The organism is Rhodococcus mengyinensis, assembly GCF_048381435.1.
Classification (GTDB): Bacteria; Actinomycetota; Actinomycetes; order Mycobacteriales; family Mycobacteriaceae; genus Rhodococcus_F; species Rhodococcus_F opacus_D.
Map to the genome: position 1 here is coordinate 1 of NZ_JBLWIT010000109.1, position 17,664 is coordinate 17,664.

Annotated in this window: 18 protein-coding genes, 1 tRNA gene and 1 pseudogene; 4 read left to right on the forward strand and 16 right to left on the reverse strand. The window is 65.9% G+C overall.

Translation table 11 applies throughout. The features are described from left to right. Positions 1 to 186: 186 nt before the first annotated feature. The 8 genes from ACNJ7E_RS22540 to ACNJ7E_RS22575 all read right to left on the reverse strand — a co-directional run bounded on the left by ACNJ7E_RS22540 (position 187) and on the right by ACNJ7E_RS22575 (position 6,509). Positions 187 to 384: a hypothetical protein gene (locus ACNJ7E_RS22540; RefSeq protein WP_418341013.1), complete on the reverse strand. Its 198-nt coding sequence runs from the start codon at positions 382 to 384 to the stop codon at positions 187 to 189. Positions 385 to 432: 48 nt separating this feature from the next. Next, positions 433 to 555 (reverse strand): hypothetical protein, encoded by a 123-nt coding sequence (locus ACNJ7E_RS22545; RefSeq protein WP_005248443.1) that lies wholly within the window; start codon positions 553 to 555, stop codon positions 433 to 435. 42 nt (positions 556 to 597) lie between these two features. Continuing rightward, positions 598 to 1,035 carry a DUF2752 domain-containing protein gene (locus ACNJ7E_RS22550; protein ID WP_280782882.1) on the reverse strand — a complete coding sequence of 146 codons (438 nt, stop codon included), beginning with the start codon at positions 1,033 to 1,035 and terminating at the stop codon, positions 598 to 600. 114 nt (positions 1,036 to 1,149) lie between these two features. Beyond that, a tRNA-Thr gene (locus ACNJ7E_RS22555) sits at positions 1,150 to 1,222 on the reverse strand. Positions 1,223 to 1,253: 31 nt separating this feature from the next. Continuing rightward, positions 1,254 to 2,468: a DNA polymerase III subunit delta' gene (locus ACNJ7E_RS22560; protein ID WP_418341014.1), complete on the reverse strand. Its 1,215-nt coding sequence runs from the start codon at positions 2,466 to 2,468 to the stop codon at positions 1,254 to 1,256. 52 nt (positions 2,469 to 2,520) lie between these two features. After that, entirely contained in the window at positions 2,521 to 5,442 is a 2,922-nt protein-coding gene (gene topA / locus ACNJ7E_RS22565) for a type I DNA topoisomerase (RefSeq protein ID WP_418341015.1), read from the reverse strand. 137 nt (positions 5,443 to 5,579) lie between these two features. Continuing rightward, entirely contained in the window at positions 5,580 to 6,164 is a 585-nt protein-coding gene (locus ACNJ7E_RS22570; protein ID WP_418341016.1) for a hypothetical protein, read from the reverse strand. A 141-nt stretch (positions 6,165 to 6,305) separates the two neighbouring features. Continuing rightward, positions 6,306 to 6,509, reverse strand: coding sequence for a cold-shock protein (locus ACNJ7E_RS22575; protein WP_005248460.1), 204 nt, complete (start codon positions 6,507 to 6,509; stop codon positions 6,306 to 6,308). Between the two features lie 397 nt (positions 6,510 to 6,906). Between ACNJ7E_RS22575 and ACNJ7E_RS22580 the strand changes: the two genes are divergently transcribed. Continuing rightward, positions 6,907 to 9,270: a DEAD/DEAH box helicase gene (locus ACNJ7E_RS22580; RefSeq protein ID WP_418341017.1), complete on the forward strand. Its 2,364-nt coding sequence runs from the start codon at positions 6,907 to 6,909 to the stop codon at positions 9,268 to 9,270. 5 nt (positions 9,271 to 9,275) lie between these two features. Here the strand turns inward: ACNJ7E_RS22580 and ACNJ7E_RS22585 are convergent, their stop codons facing one another. Beyond that, positions 9,276 to 10,058, reverse strand: a complete 783-nt coding sequence (locus ACNJ7E_RS22585; RefSeq protein ID WP_280782887.1) for a CoA-transferase subunit beta — start codon at positions 10,056 to 10,058, stop codon at positions 9,276 to 9,278. Continuing rightward, the gene (locus ACNJ7E_RS22590; protein WP_005248463.1) at positions 10,055 to 10,975 is read right to left on the reverse strand and encodes a CoA transferase subunit A; all 921 of its coding nucleotides are present in this window, start codon (positions 10,973 to 10,975) and stop codon (positions 10,055 to 10,057) included. The genes ACNJ7E_RS22585 and ACNJ7E_RS22590 overlap by 4 nt, the downstream gene beginning before the upstream one ends. Before the next feature lie 110 nt (positions 10,976 to 11,085). On the opposite strand from ACNJ7E_RS22590, the gene ACNJ7E_RS22595 reads away from it, so the two are divergent. Beyond that, a complete protein-coding gene (locus ACNJ7E_RS22595) occupies positions 11,086 to 11,982 on the forward strand; it encodes a LysR family transcriptional regulator (protein WP_280782888.1) in 897 nt (298 codons plus the stop codon). A gap of 9 nt (positions 11,983 to 11,991) precedes the next feature. On the opposite strand, the gene ACNJ7E_RS22600 is transcribed toward ACNJ7E_RS22595, so the two are convergent. From ACNJ7E_RS22600 to ACNJ7E_RS22615, 4 genes and pseudogenes are all read right to left on the reverse strand, one after another. Beyond that, the gene (locus ACNJ7E_RS22600) at positions 11,992 to 13,407 is read right to left on the reverse strand and encodes an MFS transporter (RefSeq protein ID WP_418341018.1); all 1,416 of its coding nucleotides are present in this window, start codon (positions 13,405 to 13,407) and stop codon (positions 11,992 to 11,994) included. A gap of 189 nt (positions 13,408 to 13,596) precedes the next feature. After that, positions 13,597 to 13,953 (reverse strand): Rv3654c family TadE-like protein, encoded by a 357-nt coding sequence (locus ACNJ7E_RS22605; RefSeq protein WP_280782889.1) that lies wholly within the window; start codon positions 13,951 to 13,953, stop codon positions 13,597 to 13,599. Next, a complete protein-coding gene (locus ACNJ7E_RS22610) occupies positions 13,950 to 14,324 on the reverse strand; it encodes a TadE family type IV pilus minor pilin (RefSeq protein WP_418341019.1) in 375 nt (124 codons plus the stop codon). The genes ACNJ7E_RS22605 and ACNJ7E_RS22610 overlap by 4 nt, the downstream gene beginning before the upstream one ends. Then, a pseudogene (locus ACNJ7E_RS22615) lies at positions 14,324 to 14,395 on the reverse strand (DUF4244 domain-containing protein); the annotation flags it as partial. The gene ACNJ7E_RS22610 and the pseudogene ACNJ7E_RS22615, both read right to left, overlap by 1 nt. Positions 14,396 to 14,948: 553 nt before the next feature. Between ACNJ7E_RS22615 and ACNJ7E_RS22620 the strand changes: the two are divergent. After that, positions 14,949 to 15,164: a hypothetical protein gene (locus tag ACNJ7E_RS22620; protein ID WP_418341020.1), complete on the forward strand. Its 216-nt coding sequence runs from the start codon at positions 14,949 to 14,951 to the stop codon at positions 15,162 to 15,164. 74 nt (positions 15,165 to 15,238) lie between these two features. Beyond that, positions 15,239 to 15,496 (forward strand): helix-turn-helix domain-containing protein, encoded by a 258-nt coding sequence (locus tag ACNJ7E_RS22625; RefSeq protein ID WP_418341021.1) that lies wholly within the window; start codon positions 15,239 to 15,241, stop codon positions 15,494 to 15,496. 66 nt (positions 15,497 to 15,562) lie between these two features. Here the strand turns inward: ACNJ7E_RS22625 and ACNJ7E_RS22630 are convergent, their stop codons facing one another. Together ACNJ7E_RS22630 and ACNJ7E_RS22635 are read right to left on the reverse strand one after the other, a co-directional pair. Continuing rightward, positions 15,563 to 16,174 (reverse strand): recombinase family protein, encoded by a 612-nt coding sequence (locus ACNJ7E_RS22630; RefSeq protein WP_418341022.1) that lies wholly within the window; start codon positions 16,172 to 16,174, stop codon positions 15,563 to 15,565. A 267-nt stretch (positions 16,175 to 16,441) separates the two neighbouring features. Next, positions 16,442 to 17,659: an SGNH/GDSL hydrolase family protein gene (locus tag ACNJ7E_RS22635; RefSeq protein ID WP_418341023.1), complete on the reverse strand. Its 1,218-nt coding sequence runs from the start codon at positions 17,657 to 17,659 to the stop codon at positions 16,442 to 16,444. Positions 17,660 to 17,664 lie beyond the last annotated feature (5 nt).

Consider the following 17,664-nt stretch of genomic DNA (forward strand, 5'->3'; position numbering starts at 1 on the left):
ATCTAACCGGGATGGAAGCACCACCGTACACGACGATGAACCTCCGATGTACCAGGCGCCTTCGTCCAACCTCGTGTCCCCCGCCTTCCGGCCGGGGTCGGTGTCCGTGTCGCTCTGACCTGGAATAAGTTACGCGAAGGGAAACAAGAACACCAAATCGCCAGGTCAACGCCGCGAAACGCTGGTTCAGGGCACCCAGTACTTGGCGGCCAGCTCCTCGATCACCACATCACCGTCCGACGCCTGCTCCAAAGCCGCGAGGTCGGAATCGATGGAAACCAATCGTGGATCGTCCCCCTCCGCCTCCTGGACCGGGTGGCCCCCGTCCTCGGCCAGCTGGCGCAACAGCTTCTCGCGCACCCGGTTCTTCAGCGAATCGCTCATATCGAAATCATGACCGCGCGACGGTGGGTTGTCGAGAGTGCACCGAACTCACTCCTCGGTCTCGTCCGGCGCCTTCACGTTGTCGCTCTTGCCGAAGACTCGCAGCGCGGTCGGAATGAGGACGATCAGCGCGCCCAGGATCGCGATCAACGAAAAGACCTGCATTGCCATCTGTGAACCGACTCTCTGTTTCGTGCCCGCGGCGACCAGGTGTCAGGCCGGCGCGAGCCAGCTTCCCCAAGATGTGTTCCTGGTGACGGTAAACGCCGCAACAAAAATGAGCACACCGACCATCACTCGCGGACCGAACACGATGGTGCGATCGCGTTGTCCTCGCCATCGGCGACGTACCCATCCGATCCAGGCGAAGACCATCACCGCCATGAACGGGACGATCAGAACATTGCCGGCCACAGCGGCGCCGATGTCGAGGTTGGTGAGGTCGTGCACCGCCCTCAACCCCCCACAGGCCGGGCACCACCACCCGGTCAGGGCATAGACCGGACAGAAACCGTACGAACCCGGCTGATGCGGATCGCGGAAGTGGAGGATCGCGGCGGCGACAACGGCGCCGGCAACCACAGCGGCGGGTGCACCGAGTGCGCGCAGACCGGCCGCCGGCGTCGTCGGATTTTCGCTGTGGGTGTCCACGTGACCAGTCTTCACGATTCTTCCGGACATACACATCCGTCACGGCGGACGTGTCCTGTCCCGGAGACGACTCTGGCCCTTCCCGACTGATCGGGAAGGGCCAGAGGACCGCTGAGCTGCCTGAGAGAATCGAACTCTCGACCTTTTCATTACGAGTGAAATGCTCTACCGACTGAGCTAAGGCAGCGGTGCCTTTCGGCGGTGGCGAGTCTAGCGCCTCAACCCCGAGTATGCGAAAACGGCTCCCTGAACGCATCGCCGAGAGTGGCCACCATGGCGTCGACAGCCCACTGCGGTTTGACGTTGACGGTGATCGCCTCGCGGCACTCGAGGACGGCTTCGATGCACTTCAGAAGGCCTTCCGGCGTTGTTCGCGCGGCGAGGTCGGCCGCCCGATCCGCCATGTCCGGGTGGTTCGCGGCCGCGTTCGATTTCCATGCGACGGCGAGCGCGTCGCGGTAGAGACCGGCCAGATCGATCAATGCACGGTCGAGTGCGTCACGGCCCGTGCGAGTGGCCCTGGACTTCTGGCGCTTCTCGAGATCCTTCAGCACGCCGGCCGAGCCTCGCAGAGCTCCGGCAGCACCCTTGCCGGTGCCGCCCGCCCCCAGCGCGGTGCGCAACTCCTCGGTCTCCTGCTCGTCCCTGGACGCGCTCATCTCCTTCGCCTCCGCATCGGCCGAACGCACCAGTTCCTCCGCCGCGGCGAACGCGGTGGCGGGCCGCAGTGCCGCGACAGCGAGATCCAGAGCGTCCTTACGACGCACTTTGGCATTGAGATCTGTCGCAAGACGTCGGGCGCGCCCGACGTGACCGCCGCTGATCGAGGCTGCCAGTCGCGCATCGGCGGGATCCAGGCCGTCCCGCTCGCGCAGGACCTTGGCGATGGAATCAGCCGACGGGGTCACGAGATGGACGTGCCGGCAGCGCGACCGCAGCGTCACGGAGATGTCCTGCGGGTCGACGGAGGGCGCACACAACAGGAACACGGTGCGATCCGGCGGCTCCTCCACCACTTTCAGGAGGGCGTTGGCCGCCCCCTCGGTGAGCCGGTCCGCGTCCTCGACGACCACGATCTGCCAGCGCCCGGTGCTCGGCCGTCGGGCGGCGGTCTGCACGATGGCGCGCATCTCCTTGACGCTGATGCTCAGGCCCTCGGGGACGACCTGCCGGACGTCGCCGTGGGTACCGGCCATCGCTGTGGTGCAGGCGTGGCAGACGCCGCAGCCCGGAACGCCGTCGCTGGTGCATTGGAGTGCTGCGGCGAAACACTGCGCGGCCACCGACCTACCCGATCCGGGCGGGCCGGTGAACAGCCACGAATGCGTCATCGAGGAGCCCATCGCACCGACTCCGCGACGGGCCGCGGTCGCCGCGGTCGTCAGCTCGGCCTCGACGTCCTCTTGGCCCACCAACCGGTCGAATACCGTCACCGCGCCAGCCTAACCGGCACATGCGACAGCACGACCGGCCCGAGGTACCGGCTCACGCCTTCTTGTCCGCTGCCTTCTTCGAGGCCGCCTTCTTGGCCGGCGCCTTCTTGGCGGCGGTCTTCTTTGCCGCCTTCTTGGCCGGCGCCTTCTTCGCGGCCGCCTTCTTCTTGACGGGACCGCGGGCACGCCGATCCGCCAGCAGTTCCGAAGCGCGGGCGTCGGTGATGGACTCCACCTCGTCGCCCTTGCGGAGGCTGGCGTTGGTTTCACCATCGGTCACGTATGGCCCGAACCGGCCGTCCTTGATCACCATCGGCTTCTCGCTGACCGCGTCGACGCCCAGCTCACGCAGCGGCGGGGTGGCCGCGGCCTGACGACCGCGGCGCTTGGGCTCCGCGTAGATCTTCAGAGCCTCGTCGAGGGTCACCGTGAACATCTGGTCCTCGGTGGCGAGGGACCGCGAATCCGTCCCCTTCTTCAGGTACGGGCCGTAGCGACCGTTCTGCGCGGTGATCTCTTCCTTGGACTCCGGATCGACACCCACGACGCGCGGCAGCGACAGCAGCTTGAGGGCGTCGTCGAGGGTCACCGTAGCCAGGTCCATCGACTTGAGCAGCGAACCCGTCCGTGGCTTCGGACCGGTGGCCTTCTTCGCCGCCGCCTTCTTCGCGGGCGCCTTCTTGGCAGCTGTCTTCGTCTTGGTCGTCCCGTCGCCGGCTTCCTCCGTCACCGGCACCACTGCCGGTTCGGGCTCCGGTTCCGGCTCGGGAAGGATCTCGGTGACGTAGGGGCCGAAGCGGCCCTCCTTCGCGACGATCTCGTGGCCGGTGAGCGGGTCGACGCCCAGCTTGCGACCCTCCTGCGGCGTCGAGAACAGCTTCTCCGCGTACTCCGGTGTCAGCTCGTCCGGCGGAAGGTCGTCGGGCAGGTTGGCCCGCTGGGAGATGAGGTCGCCCTCGGGATCGTCCGGGTTCTGGACCATCCGCTCGAGGTACGGACCGAACCGTCCGACGCGGACGTGCACTTCCCGTCCCTCGGCGTCGTCGAAGAGCCTGATCGAGTTGACCTCGCGAGCGTCGATCTCCTCGAGGTTGACGCCGACCATCTTCTTCAGGCCGCCCTCACGGGCAACCGAACCCTCGGCGCCGTGATCGCCGCCGAAGTAGAAACTGCTCAGCCAGTTGCCGCGCTGTTCCCGGCCACCGGCGATCGCGTCGAGGTCGTCTTCCATCCCGGCGGTGAAGTCGAAGTCGACCAACCGCCCGAAGTGCATCTCGAGGAGACCGATGACGGCGAACGCCACCCAGGACGGGACCAGCGCGCTGCCGCGTTTGTAGACGTATCCGCGATCGAGAATGGTCTTGATGATCGACGAATAGGTGGACGGGCGGCCGATGCCCAGCTCTTCGAGGGTCTTGATCAGGCTCGCCTCGGTGTAGCGGGCGGGCGGGTTGGTGGTGTGGCCGTCGGGGTCGAGCTTGGTGGCGGTGACCGCCTGGCCCTCGACGAGCACCGGCAGGCGCGACTCGGCGTCGTCGGACTGGCCGCCGGCCTCCTCGTCGACGCTCTCCACGTAGGCCTTCAGGAATCCGGCGAACGTGATGGTGCGGCCCGAGGAGGAGAAGGTGCATTCCTCGCCGGTGCCCGCGGTTCCGGTGATCCGCAGGGTCAGCGTCGTGCCCCGCGCGTCCGCCATCTGCGACGCCACGGTCCGCTGCCAGATCAGCTCGTACAGGCGGAACTCGTCGGTGTCGAGGCGGGAGTGCAGCTGACCAGGGGTCTGGAACACGTCACCGGCCGGGCGGATGGCCTCGTGCGCCTCCTGCGCGTTCTTGACCTTGCGCGTGTACTGGCGCGGTGTGTCGTGCACATACTCGGCGCCGTACAACTCGGTGGCCTGCGCGCGGGCGGCAGCGATCGCCGACGACGACAAGGTCGTCGAGTCGGTACGCATGTAAGTGATGTAGCCGTTCTCGTACAGCCGCTGCGCGATGCGCATGGTCCGCTCGGACGTGAAGCGGAGCTTGCGGCCCGCCTCCTGCTGCAACGTCGACGTCATGAACGGCGCGTACGGCTTGCGGGTGTACGGCTTGCTCTCGGCGGAGGAGACGGTGAGGTCGACACCGGCGAGGGACTCGGCCAGACGCTGCGCCCGCGCCTCGTCCAGAACCGTGACGGTGCTCGTCTTCAGCTGGCCGTCCGCGCCGAAGTCGCGGCCGGTGGCCACCCGGGAGCCGTCGACGCTCACCAGACGCGCCCCGAAACTGCGGGGGCTGGCCTCGGCGCCGGCGTCGAGGGTGGCGGAGATGTCCCAGTAGGACGCCGAACGGAAGGCCATCCGCTCGCGTTCGCGCTGCACGATGACGCGGGTGGCGACGGATTGCACTCGGCCCGCCGACAGCCTCGGCATGACCTTCTTCCACAGCACGGGGCTGACCTCGTAGCCGTACAGACGGTCGAGGATGCGGCGGGTCTCCTGAGCGTCGACCAAGTCGGTGTCGAGTTCGCGGGTGTCCTCGGCCGCGGCGCGGATGGCCGGCTCGGTGATCTCGTGGAAGACCATCCGACGAACCGGGATCTTCGGCTTGAGCGTCTCGAGGAGGTGCCAGGCGATCGCTTCGCCCTCGCGGTCGGGGTCGGTGGCCAGGAAGAGTTCGTCGGCGTCCTTGAGGAGACTCTTCAGCTCCGTGACCTTGGACTTCTTCTCCGGACTGACCACGTAGAGCGGTTCGAAATCATGGTCGACGTTGACGCCGAGCCGCGCCCACGACTCACCCTTGTACTTGGCCGGGACGTCTGCGGCTCCGCGCGGAAGGTCGCGAATATGGCCGACCGACGCCTCGACGACATAGTTCTTTCCGAGGTACGGGGCGATCTTGCGGGCCTTGGTCGGCGACTCGACGATCACGAGGCGGCGAGGCTGGCCGGACGCTCCCGCCGCACCCTGTGCACTGCCGTTGTCCCCTTTAGCCACCTGTAGCCCGAGCCTTCCTGAAGTCGATCGCTGCCACTCGACAGTTGTGCAGACAAACCCTTTTATACCCGGTTCGCCTATTACTAGAGTGACATACCCGGAACCCATCCTCGCAGATCAGTACCGTCTACGCGGCTCTACACGTGGGGCCAACCGGTACGGTCGTCCAAATTTCCGGGCGCCTCGCCGATGCTCTCGACGAGTCTGCCGAGCCTACGCCGACCCGAGATTCGGAGCCCCGGACCGGAGCCACGGGTGCCGATCAGCGTCGGCGCGATGCCCGCTCTCATCAATGCCTGAGCCAACGGCGCGTGGGTATCCGGGGCGTGCGGATCGAGTCCGAGGACGAACCGCTCCCCCTCCGCTTCGGACCTGCCCGACGCGAGAGCCCACACCCTCAGCTGACGCCCCGACGGCACCCAGCCGGAGGGCACCGCCTTGACCGCCCCCCTCGTCCACTGGTCCGCGAGAGGCCGCAAATCGACGACCGATGCGGTGCGGACCAGCGGGCTGCCCTCGTCGCTGCGCGTGATCTCGACCTCGAGTCCGGCCTGGGCGATCAACTCCGCAATCGCCTCCGCCCTCCACTGCGCGTCGACCACGACCGAGATCCGCGCACGCCCGGCCGATGTGACCACCTGACCCGTCGCGGCGAGAAGACCGCACAGATCGGTGACTGCCGGCGGCATCGCCTCCGCGGAGAAGAAGGAGAGCTGGCTCACTGAAGTACCCCCTTATGCCACGGCACCGTTGCCGTGAAAACGACTCGTCCCCCACCGCCTCAGGCGATGGGGGACGAATCAGACGCGGTCACGAGGACCCCGCCTATCTGATTTACGTGTTCACGAATGTGAACGGCAGAATCAGACTGCGCGAACGCCGGTAGCCTGGGGGCCCTTGGTGCCCTGGCCGACCTCGAACTCCACGCGCTGGTTCTCCTCGAGGGTGCGGAAGCCGCTGCCCTGGATCTCGGAGTAGTGAACGAAGACGTCAGCGGAGCCGTCTTCGGGTGCGATGAAGCCGAAGCCCTTTTCCGCGTTGAACCACTTCACAGTGCCCTGTGCCATGCTTTTCCTTCTCTTTCTAACCACCGGATTCGGCGGACAGCACATACAGTCCGCCGGGCCGGTTCCGACCGCTGTACTTCTAGATTTCCCCCTCAGGAAAAGCAGAGCACCGCGTTCGCAACATCGATCCTGCGAACGTTCACTCTTTCAAGCCTACGAACACAGAAGCTGCGACCAGTTGTAGTCAACCATGAACTCCGCGAACGCAACAGTCGAAATCCGAACAATTCACACAAAAAGTTGATCTTGTAGCGAACAGGCACGAAACAGTGGATTGACGCGGGGGGCACGACACCCCGGGCGACAGCCCCGGAGAGGCACTCGTTATCATCAAATGCGCAGGTCGTGGCGGTGGGGAAGCTACTCGCCCGTCCCCTACGACAGCCCGGAGACATCAGTGAGCACACCGTTTTCACCACGTGACGACAGTGGAAATACGGGCGAAACATACGGCCGGGCGCTGCTGAACCGAGTCCTCGAGGGCGTTCCCCGAGACGAAAACCCGCTCACTTTCGCCGCCGAAATGCCTGCCCGGACTTCTCAGCTGTCGGAATGGCCCGCGTGGGCGCACCCGAGCGTCGTCCGGGCCATGCAGGAGAACGGGATCCCCCGTCCCTGGACCCACCAGGCCGCCGCCGCCGACCTGGCACATCACGGGACGAACGTCGTGGTGTCGACCGGCACCGCCTCGGGCAAGTCCCTGGCCTACCAGCTTCCGGTACTCACCACTCTGGCAACGGATCCGCGGGCGACCGCCCTTTACCTCTCGCCGACCAAGGCGCTGGGAGCAGACCAGCTGCGGGCCGTGACCTCGCTCATCGACTCGGAGGTCCTGGACGCCGGGGACGACCTCCGGGGCGTGTGCCCGTGCGTGTTCGACGGCGACACCCCACTCGAAGTGCGGCACTGGGCACGGGAAAACTCGCGGTGGCTCTTCACGAACCCCGACATGCTGCACATCTCCCTCCTCCGGACCCATCAGCGATGGGCGCACTTCTTCCGGAACCTGGCCTACGTGGTGATCGACGAATGCCACTCCTACCGTGGTGTCTTCGGCTCGAATGTCGCGCTCGTGCTGCGGCGGCTCCGGCGCATCGCGGCACGGTACGGCGCCGAACCAGTCTTCGTCCTCGCGTCCGCGACGACGGCGGACCCCGGGGCGGCGGCGTCACGGCTGATCGGAGCGCCCTGCGCCGAGGTAGTGGAAGACGGTTCACCACACGGTCCCCGGACGGTCGCGCTGTGGGAACCCCCGCTCATGCGGGAGGTCACCGGGGAGAACGGAAGCCCCATTCGACGGCCCGCCGGTTCGGAGGCCGCGCGCATCATGGCCGACCTGATGGTCGAGGGGGCCCGCACGCTCACCTTCGTGCGCTCCCGCAGGGGCGCGGAGCTGACCGCGATGGCGACCAAACGCCTACTCGGGGAGATCGATCCCGAACTCTCGTCGCGAGTCGCGTCGTATCGAGCAGGGTACCTCGCCGAGGATCGGCGTGAGCTCGAGACCGCACTCGCGGACGGCACACTGCTGGGGGCGGCGACGACGAATGCGCTGGAACTCGGCGTCGACATCGCCGGCCTCGACGCCGTCGTGGTCGCCGGATTCCCCGGCACGGTGGCGTCGTTCTGGCAACAGGGAGGCCGGTCCGGGCGACGCGGCGAAGGATCGCTCGTAGTCCTGGTCGCGCGTGACGACCCTCTCGACACCTACCTCGTCCACCACCCGTCCGCGCTGCTCGACAAACCCATCGAGGCGACCGTCACGGACCCGAGCAATCCGTACGTCCTCGGCCCGCAGTTGCTCTGCGCAGCAATGGAACTACCACTGTCCGACGCCGAGGCCGAGGCGTTCGGGGCGATCGACGTTCTCGGAAAGCTGGCCGAGCAGGGCCTGATCCGCCGGCGGGCACACGGCTGGTTCGTCACCGCCGGCACAAATCCTCATGGCGCAGTGGATATCCGGGGTGGAATCGGAACCCAGGTGGCAATTGTCGTGTCGGAATCCGGACGCATGCTCGGAACTGTCGACACGGGCCGCGCTCCCGCCACAGCACACCCCGGCGCCGTCCACATCCATCAGGGTGAGTCGTACGTCGTCGACGAACTCGACCTCGACCAGGGACTCGCGCTGGTGCACGCGGAGGACCCCGACTGGACGACGTCGGCCCGCGAGGCCACCGAGATCACCGTCACCTCGGTGCTCGAGCAGAAGCAGTTCGGCGACGTCGAGGTGGCGCTCGTCGAGGTGGAGGTGACCCATCAGGTGATCGGGTACCTGCGACGGCTGCCTTCGGGCGAGGTCCTCGACGCGGTCGAACTGGACATGCCGAAGCAGACCCTCCCCACCCGCGCGGTGATGTACACCGTCACCCCGGAACTTCTGGTGCGGGCCGGTGTTCCGGCCGAACGCGTGCCCGGTTCGCTCCACGCCGCCGAACATGCCGCTATCGGGCTCCTGCCTCTCGTCGCGGTGTGCGATCGAGGCGACATCGGCGGCGTCTCGACGGCGGTGCACGCCGACACCGGACTTCCGACTGTGTTCGTCTACGACGGTCATGCAGGCGGCGCCGGATTCGCCGACCGGGGTCACGCCGAACTCACCCGCTGGCTCGGCGCGACCAGGGAAGCGATCGAATCGTGCGAATGCACGTCAGGCTGCCCGTCGTGCGTGTACTCACCGAAGTGCGGAAACGGCAACGACCCCCTCGACAAGGACGGCGCGATCCGGGTCCTGACGGCGGTATTGGACTCGCTCGGCTGACCGGGTCAGCGCAGATACAGCCGAACCGTGTCGATCACATCGCGGAGCAGGTGAATCTCCTCGCGGGTCGGCGGGGCGGTGACGGTGAGATCGTCCGCGACCTTCAGCTCCCAGCCGGTCTGGGCTCGCACGTCGTCGACGGTGACCCCCTCGTGCACGCTGACCAGTTCGAGTTCGTCGAACGGGCCCTGCCGCGACAGCACCCCGAGGTTCGTGAACACCTTCGTCACCCCTCGGCCACGAGGCATGATCCCGTCACCTGCGGCCCGGGCCCGGACGGGACTCGGCGACGTGCAGAAGTCGAGTTCCGCGGGGAAAGCGCTGGGGTCGTGTCGGCGCATCACCACGAAGATCTCGCCGGCGTTGGGCATGATCTCCACGGCGCCACCGGCACCGGGCAACCGGACCGTCGGCTTGTCCCAGTCTCCGATGATGCTGGTGTTGAGGCTGCCGTACCGGTCGATCTGGGCCGCGCCGAGGAATCCGACGTCGACGTTGCCGCCCTGCAGCACGTAGCCGAACAACGCCGACATCGACACCACCGACTCCGCGCCCGACACGACGACCGAGTCGGCGATGCCCTCGGCCATCGCGGCGGGGTGGGCGCCGCACACTCCCGATTCGTAGATCAATTCGACGTCCGGGTTACTTGTCCTCTTGGCGAGATCGACGGCGAGAGTCGGCAAGCCGACACCGGCGAAGACGCGCCCCTTCCCGGCGAGTTCGCGGGCGGCGACGGACACGATGATCTCCGTCGCCGAGACCTCTCCGAGTGGTGCTGTGCTCATTTCCGGCTCCCGTAGTCGACTGGTTCGGAGAATCGAGGCTCGACGGCGAGGTCGTTCCAGTAGTCGCCGCCGAGTTTGTCCAGGTACTCGTCGTGATTCGCGGTGCCATGGATCCACTCCTTCAGCCACGCCTGCAGGAGTGCGGAGTCCTTGCTGATCGCGGTCCAGCGTCGGTAGAACGCGCAGTCCCGGTCGTAGTAGCCCTGCACGTAGGACGGATGCGCCCCGCGCGGACAGACGACGACGGCATCGACCGCGTGAGAAGGGATCAGCGTGCGGCTGGGGTCGGAGCGGACGACCTCGTCGTCGACGATCTCCTCGACGACCACGATCGCCTTCCCCGCGGCGTACACCGCTTCCTGCTGAACCCCGGAGATACCCCAGATCTGCACGTTGCCGTGACGGTCGGCGCGCTGCGCGTGAACGATGGTGACGTCCGGGTTCAGCGGAGGCACGACGTACACGGTGCCCTCCCCGTAGGGATCGTCGACGAGTCGAATTCGCGGGTTGAGCCGCGGAAGGTCGCTTCCGGCATAGGAGCGCAGCGGAAAGAACGGGAGGCGCGCGGCGCCCGCCTGATAGCGGCAGACCATTCCGTAGTGGCTGTACTCCTCGACCTCGAGGGCGACCGGATCGTGGTGCTCGATACGGCGTCGCAACTCGTGCAGGGATCCGGCGGATCCGCTCGCGAAGAACGAGGCCACGAGCTTGGTGACACAACCGGCGGCCACGAGTTGATCCGACACGATGTCGGGCGTCATCCGGCACAGCGTGAGGTTCTGCCGCTGTTGCCGGATGATCTCGTGTGCGGCCGCGAACGAGATGAGATGCGAGAATCCCTCGAGGCACACGGTCATGCCGTCTTCGACGTACGTTCCTATGGCTTCCGCCATGCTGACCACTTTGCTCATCGCCATGCCCTTCTCCGGAACGACGGGACGTCGCCTCGGGGCCTTCCCCACCGGATTACCGCCGTGTGACTCAATAGTGTTGACAAATCTGTTGCCGGAACTGCAATAGTTCTCCCGTGGAGATTTCTCAGATCACTGCCTTTCTCGCGGTCGCCGAGGAGTTGCACTTCGGCCGCGCCGCACAGCGCCTGCACTCGGCCCAGCCGCCGCTGAGCCGCACGATTCGGCAACTGGAAAAGCAGCTCGGGGCAACTCTTTTCGAAAGAAACACGCGGAACGTCCGGTTGACCTCCGCCGGTGAGGCACTGCTCGGCCCGGCACGCGAGATCCTGGACGCCTGCCGGCTCGCGGAAATCGCCGTCGCCGCCGCCGGGCGCGGACAGGTCGGCCGGGTCCGCATCGGCTTCGCCGGAGTCTCGTCCCACCTGCTCATCGGGCGGTGGGCGAAACTCGTCCGGCACACCCACCCGGGGATCGAATTCGTTCTGGACAGTTCCGCTTTCGCGAGCGAAGCACTGAACAAGCTCCTCGACGGAACCCTCGACATCGGTCTGGTCCGGTGGATCTTCACCCCGCCGGGCATCGCGTCTCGCGTCATCCTCAACGAGGAATTCGTGGTGGCCCTGCCCACCGACCACCCGCTCGCGGGCAGGGACGGCGTTCGCATCGAGGAACTGGCCACCGAGCCGTGGGTGACGCTGCCCGCCGATCCCGGATCGGCGCTGCGCGACTCCCTGCAGAGGGCGGCCCACGACGCCGGTTTCACGCCCCGGATCGTGCAGAGCGCCCCGGACTCGATGGCGTTGATGGCGTTGGTGTCCGCGGAGGTCGGCTGCGCGTTGACCGTCTCCTCCGTGGCCGAGAACGTGAACAACCCGGATGTCGTGTTCCTCCCGCTGGTCGGCGGTCCCAGCACCCTGCAACTGCGGATCGCGTGGCGAGCGGACGACGACAACGCCGCCTTGCGGGAAGTCCTCCGGCTGTCCGAGGAGGCATTGCCCACGCCGGAATGACCTGCGCGGTCAGGTGTGGGCTGTCGCACGGGCCTGCCCTGCACTGGGAGCGGTGTCCACCGCATCGTCCTCATCGATGTCGAGCTGCAGTTCGTCCGCGTCGGATTGCTCCGCGGTCGACAACCGGCGCGCGTCGAATCCGGTCCGGTTCAGCAACAACAGCGTGCAGACCAGGGAGACGGCGGCATAGCCGGCCGACACGAACGCAACGCCGACGATGTTTCCGGACGAGTTGAGCATCCACTGCGCCAGCACCGGGGTGCCGCCGCCGACGACCAGCGAACACAGCTGGTAGGCCGCGGAAAGACCGGTGTAGCGGATGTTGGCGGGGAAGGCACGCGCGAGCACTCCGGCGATGGCGCCGTAGAACATCGAGTGCGGAATGGTCGCGAGGCACATCGCGACGACGGCAATGGCGAAGTTCTCGGTCCGGATCGCGAAGAACATTGCCGGCATCAGGACGAACTCGGGAATAACCATGATGCACATGGCTTTCCGCATGTCGATCCGGGACACCAGGACGGCGCCGAACGGCTGCACGATGAACTGGACCACGAGGGCGATGGCGATGGCGCCGAGGAACGTGCCCCGGTCGTAGCCGAGTTCGCTGGTGGCCCACGACAACGCGAAGGTGTTCTTGAAGTACGTCACCTGGGCCAGGGGCAGCGCGCCTGCACCGAGGAGGACGAGGACCCAATGCTTGCGCAGCACCTCACCGATCGGCAGTGCGACGGTCTTCTTGCGCTTCAGCACGGTCTTCATCGCGTCCGACTCTTCGAGCTTGAGACGGATGATCATGCCGACGATCACCAGGGCCGCGGAGATCAGGAACGGGATGCGCCAGCCGTAGAGCACGAACGCCGGGGTGGGCATGGCGGAGAGCAGGAAGAACGCCATCGTCGCCAGGAGGTTTCCGGCGGGCGACCCCTGCTGGGCGAACGCCGAGTACAGAATCCCCTTCCCCTTGGGTGCGTTCTCACTGGCGATCAGGACAGCCCCGCCCCATTCACCGCCCACTGCCACACCCTGGACGACCCGGAGGAACACCAGGGCAGCGGGCGCCCATATTCCGATCTGCGCGTAGGAGGGCAGGAGTCCGATTCCGACGGTGGCGGTGCCCATCATCATGAGCGTGATGACCAGCGTGTTCTTTCGACCGATCTTGTCGCCGAGATGGCCGAAGACGATGCCGCCGATGGGACGGGCGAGGAACCCTGCCCACAGCGTGACGAACGCGAGGAGCGTTCCCATGCCCGCCGGCAGGGTGTCGGAGAAGAACACCTGACCGAAGACCAGCGCCGACGCAGTGCCGTAGATGTAGATGTAGAAGTCGTACCACTCGATCGTGGTGCCGATGAACGAGGCGATACCCGCCCTCCGCGCCTTTGTCTCTGCCTCGGTCCGCTTCGGTGGTGCCGTGGTCATGTAATGCCCTCTCTCGCCAAAGGGAGTGGTGTGGATGAAAACCAGCTCGCATCAGTGAGACTCGCATCACAGGATCCATGCCGTCCAATACTTCCTGAGCGGCGGATTATTCCGAATCTGGTCATAATTTCCGAAACCTCCGACACGCTGGCGTGATGCGAGTCACCGCCCCGTCTCTTCGCTTCGATGTCACTCCGCGGGACCTGCCCTCGCCACGGCGCGGGCATCCCGGACACCCAGCGAGGACAGAAGCACGGGTGCGGTGACCGCGACCTCGACGTCCCAGTCGTCGACCTCACAGGACACGACTTCGGTGCGCATTCGCCCCGCGACCTCCCGGGCCGCGGCACACGCCGCGTCGGTGCCCCGGTCCAGCCCGACGGCCGCGGCGAGGGCGGACAGATCTGCGGCGGACTGCGCCCGGTGCCGCACCGACACCGCCGAGCCGACGTGCACCAGCATCGCCGTGAGCACCACCAGCGCCGCGAGCGCACAGCACGCCGTCACGGTCACGGAACCGCGATCGTCGCTGATCCCCGAACTCACCGCCCTCCCCCGCTCCACCCCGGCACCGTGGGTTCGAGAACCGCCACCGCCTCCGCGGAGATGTTCACGAGCGGAAGGAGTGGACTGCGTGCCCGCACGGTCGCGACGACGAACTCCCCCTCGGTTCGAACCGACACGTCGGCGCCGTCGGGTGCCACCTTCGCCGCCGTGGAGATCGCCGACTCGCGATCTCCACGGGCAGCGAGCCGTGCTGCCTCGCGGGCCGAGTCGACGCACCAGACGTGCAGTGTCGCCGCGGTGATCGCGCCGACACACAGCACGACCACCGCCACGATCGACGCGATCGCGATGGCAGCCTCGACCGTCACGCCGCCGGCCTCGGACCGGCGCAGGTTCTCGGCAGCACTCATCACACCGCGGTGTTCAGCGCTTTGTCGATGATGTTCGTCAACGCCGTGACGATGCTGTCGCCGGTGACGACGAGGGTAAGACTTGGACTGTCAAATATGACAACGGCCCCAGCGAGGACGGCAATCCTCGACTAGGGCCTGAGCCAACCGGAATAGGAGTTCCGATGAGCCGTTCTAGCAGTATATCTGCACGATCGAACTTCAGAAGAAGAAGAAGACCGACCGCGCCCTCGGACACCCTCCTGTGTGTCATCTGCACCCTTGCGTTCTTCGGCTTCTACGCCGGCGCAATCGGGTTCGCCCGTGTTCTCCTCGCCCTCGGATGGGCAGCGTAGGGCTCCACCAGAAGTCGTCGTTATCTGGTGGAGCCCGACGCGAACCAGCCCACCCCAGTTGCAGTGCTGACAATCCCCCGTGACCTGGCCGGGGGAGCCTCTTAGCTGACTGATCATTGGCCCGGAGGTCAACCAACAGCTCCCCGCGCTCGCAGCGATGGGGGGCTAGAGGTCGTGGAGCGGACAACGGTCAGCGGAAATTGGGGCTCAGGCCTTGGGGGGTCCAAGCAAGTCCCCGCCTTTAGTCCGCGCTCTAGCGGCAACCCCACACACCACACAGGAGACCACCATGAGCATCACTCTCGAAACCGGAACACACACCACCCTCCCCCACAGCAACTGGTTCACCGAGGCAGGGGAAGGAACGATCCTCCTCGGCTACGACAACATCGCCTGGCAGAAGGGGCAGGAACTCTGGTGGGCAGCCGGGTCCAACGTCCCCAGAACATCATTCGACATGAACGGCGAAGGCCCCTTCACCATCCTCTGCGACGGGATTGTGTAGCCTCCTGACATCGGTTGCCGCCATCAGCCGCCAGGAACCAACCTCCATGCACCCCCTGCAATGGAAGGAAGTTTGTGAGCGAGACCGAAGACCCCGAGTACGTCGACATCGACCGACTGATGTCAGGACCGCATGACATGTGGACCCTCGCGGAAACCGCCAAACGCCTAGGCCTCTCCACCCGCACCCTCATCAGGGAGATGGACGCCGGCCACCTCCCCGCCTACAAGCCTGTCGACCGAGTCCTCATCGACCCCATCGAGGCGAAGGAATGGGCGAAGTCGAGGGCCTGGGAACCAGGCATGAAGGGCCGCCGCCCCCGCCAGGGCTAGGAACCACCAACAGTAGATGCCCCGCACCGAATGACTTGGTGCGGGGCATGTCTGCGTCCTGGCCTGCTACTGCTGAACCTCGGCGGCTGCCTTCAGGTGCCGATACACGCTCGACCGCGAAACCTTGAGTACCGCCGCGATGTCCTCCAGGGTCTTGCCCTTGGTCTGCATCTCCCGTGCCGCATCGATCTGGGCGGGTGTCATCGAGGGCCTACGCCCACCCTTGCGGCCTCGTGCCTTGGCTGCGTCCAACCCTGCCTTCGTGCGCTCGCTGATGACGTCACGCTCGAACTGGGCCATGGCTGCGAACACGCTGTAGATCATCTGTCCGCCGGAGGTGCTGGTGTCCATACCCTCCGTCAGCGAACGGAATGCCACGCCCTCATCACGCAGCGTCTCCACTGTGCTGATGAGGTGACTGGTGCTGCGGCCCAGTCGGTCCAGGCGCCACACGGTGATGGTGTCCCCACGTCGGAGGTGGGCGAGTGCGGCGTCGAGTCCTGGGCGCGTCTTGGTGGCACCGCTGGCGTAGTCGGTGAAGACGATGCCGCAGCCCGCATCGCGCAACGCGTCGAGCTGGAGGTCGAGTGACTGGTCTGCAGTCGAGACGCGGGCGTATCCAACTCGGGAAGGATTGCCGGCGGGGAAGCGGATCGGCTGTGCCGCTGCGGTGGTCATGGAAGAGATCATGTCACAAACGGTCCTTCCATGCAATAGTGACACTATGATTCTGAACATGAGTTGTGACATGAGGCGACCAGCGAGAACCTGGGCTGAAACCGGATCAGCCGAAGCGTGTCACATACGGTCGTTTCTGACACGATCCGTGATAGCCTTCTGGCACGAGACGAACACAGCCGCAACCGAGTCGAGAGCACTCCTCGCGTGCGTGCGCAACGTCTTGACAGAACGACAATGGTTACCAACAACCCCGCTGACGCATGCTCAGACTGCGTGCAGGACGTTCCATACTGCGCGGGCTATGTCTTCGGCTCCGAGGTCGGTTGGATGGAGGCTGTCGGCGTAGTAGCCGAGTGGGTTGGATGTGCTGAAGTCGGTCCACCGGTGAGCCAGGTCGAGCAGCGGCACGTCTTGTTCTACTGCGACTTCGTACAGGGCAACGTGGTAGTCGCTGAGGGGTGGGCTCTGTACGTGGTCGAGGGGGATGTTTGCGAAGTCCGGGCGAGGGCAGGCAACCAGTAGCACATCACCGTTGGCGCGGTAGGTGTCGGATGACTTCTGGCGTTGGACGAGTGTGGTGACCCGGGACTTGAAGGTGGCTACTGACGTGTGTGTCTGGAAGTCGTTCATGGACAGCAGCATCACTGACAGGTCGGCGCGCATCATGTCGAGGCCGACGGCCATGCCTGAGATGCCGGTGGTGGTGTTGTCCAGCGTCATCTCGGAGGTACTGATGCCGTTGTATCCGAGGTTGCTGACTTCCACTCCCTTCCCTGTGCGGGCGCGTACCCCGAACATTTGCATGTAGCTGGTGCCGTTTGAGGGGGCCATGATCTTGAGGGTGTGTGTTCCCTGGACGCCGGCGGGGATGACTGTCACCAGCTGTCCGAAGCTGCCGTCGTTCTGGTATCCCGAGAGTGGGTCGGGGTTGGTCAACGCGTTCTGGCCAAGTGCTCCAGCGATGGTGTAGATGGTGCCACCATCAACCTGCACTCTCGGTGTGGAGCTGGCGACCATTGAGTAGATCCAGAACTCGGTGCAGTCTGCCGTGAACGTCACATAGTTGGCGTCGCCGCTGCCGCTGAGCCAACGCACGTTGCCGTGGTTGTAGGCGCCGGCAACCCGGTCTTCGATGGTGCCGACCTTCGTCCACCGTGGGTCGTGCGTGGGGTAGGTGGTGAGGGTGTCCCACAGCATGGCAACGCCTGAGCCGCCGGCGGAGTATTGGGCGTCCATCATGCGGCGCAGTCGTCCCGGCCATGAGTTCGGGGACTTGGGCGAGGACACGCCCGTGGCGTTGGCGCCGTAGGTGATCGAATCGCCGATGCACGTGATGTGTGCGTTGCATGTGCCGGCGGACGCCTTTGCGACCTCTGCCCTGCCGCGGGCTGCGCGCCACTTCCGCATGTTGTCCGGGCGCAGGTTGAATGCGGAGAGGGGGAAGATCGTTGGGGAGTTGTAGAACTGGTCAACGTCAGTCATGTGAA

Excerpts from the sequence above, each read along its gene's own strand:
- ACNJ7E_RS22540 (WP_418341013.1), bottom strand. The coding sequence starts at position 384 with ATGAGCGATTCGCTGAAGAACCGGGTGCGCGAGAAGCTGTTGCGCCAG.
- ACNJ7E_RS22545 (WP_005248443.1), bottom strand. The coding sequence starts at position 555 with ATGGCAATGCAGGTCTTTTCGTTGATCGCGATCCTGGGCGCGCTGATC.
- ACNJ7E_RS22575 (WP_005248460.1), bottom strand. The coding sequence starts at position 6,509 with ATGGCACAGGGCACTGTGAAGTGGTTCAACGCGGAAAAGGGCTTCGGC.
- ACNJ7E_RS22585 (WP_280782887.1), bottom strand. The coding sequence starts at position 10,058 with ATGAGCACAGCACCACTCGGAGAGGTCTCGGCGACGGAGATCATCGTG.
- ACNJ7E_RS22590 (WP_005248463.1), bottom strand. The coding sequence starts at position 10,975 with ATGGCGATGAGCAAAGTGGTCAGCATGGCGGAAGCCATAGGAACGTAC.
- ACNJ7E_RS22600 (WP_418341018.1), bottom strand. The coding sequence starts at position 13,407 with ATGACCACGGCACCACCGAAGCGGACCGAGGCAGAGACAAAGGCGCGG.
- ACNJ7E_RS22610 (WP_418341019.1), bottom strand. The coding sequence starts at position 14,324 with ATGAGTGCTGCCGAGAACCTGCGCCGGTCCGAGGCCGGCGGCGTGACG.
- ACNJ7E_RS22620 (WP_418341020.1), top strand. The coding sequence starts at position 14,949 with ATGAGCATCACTCTCGAAACCGGAACACACACCACCCTCCCCCACAGC.
- ACNJ7E_RS22630 (WP_418341022.1), bottom strand. The coding sequence starts at position 16,174 with ATGACCACCGCAGCGGCACAGCCGATCCGCTTCCCCGCCGGCAATCCT.
- ACNJ7E_RS22635 (WP_418341023.1), bottom strand. The coding sequence starts at position 17,659 with ATGACTGACGTTGACCAGTTCTACAACTCCCCAACGATCTTCCCCCTC.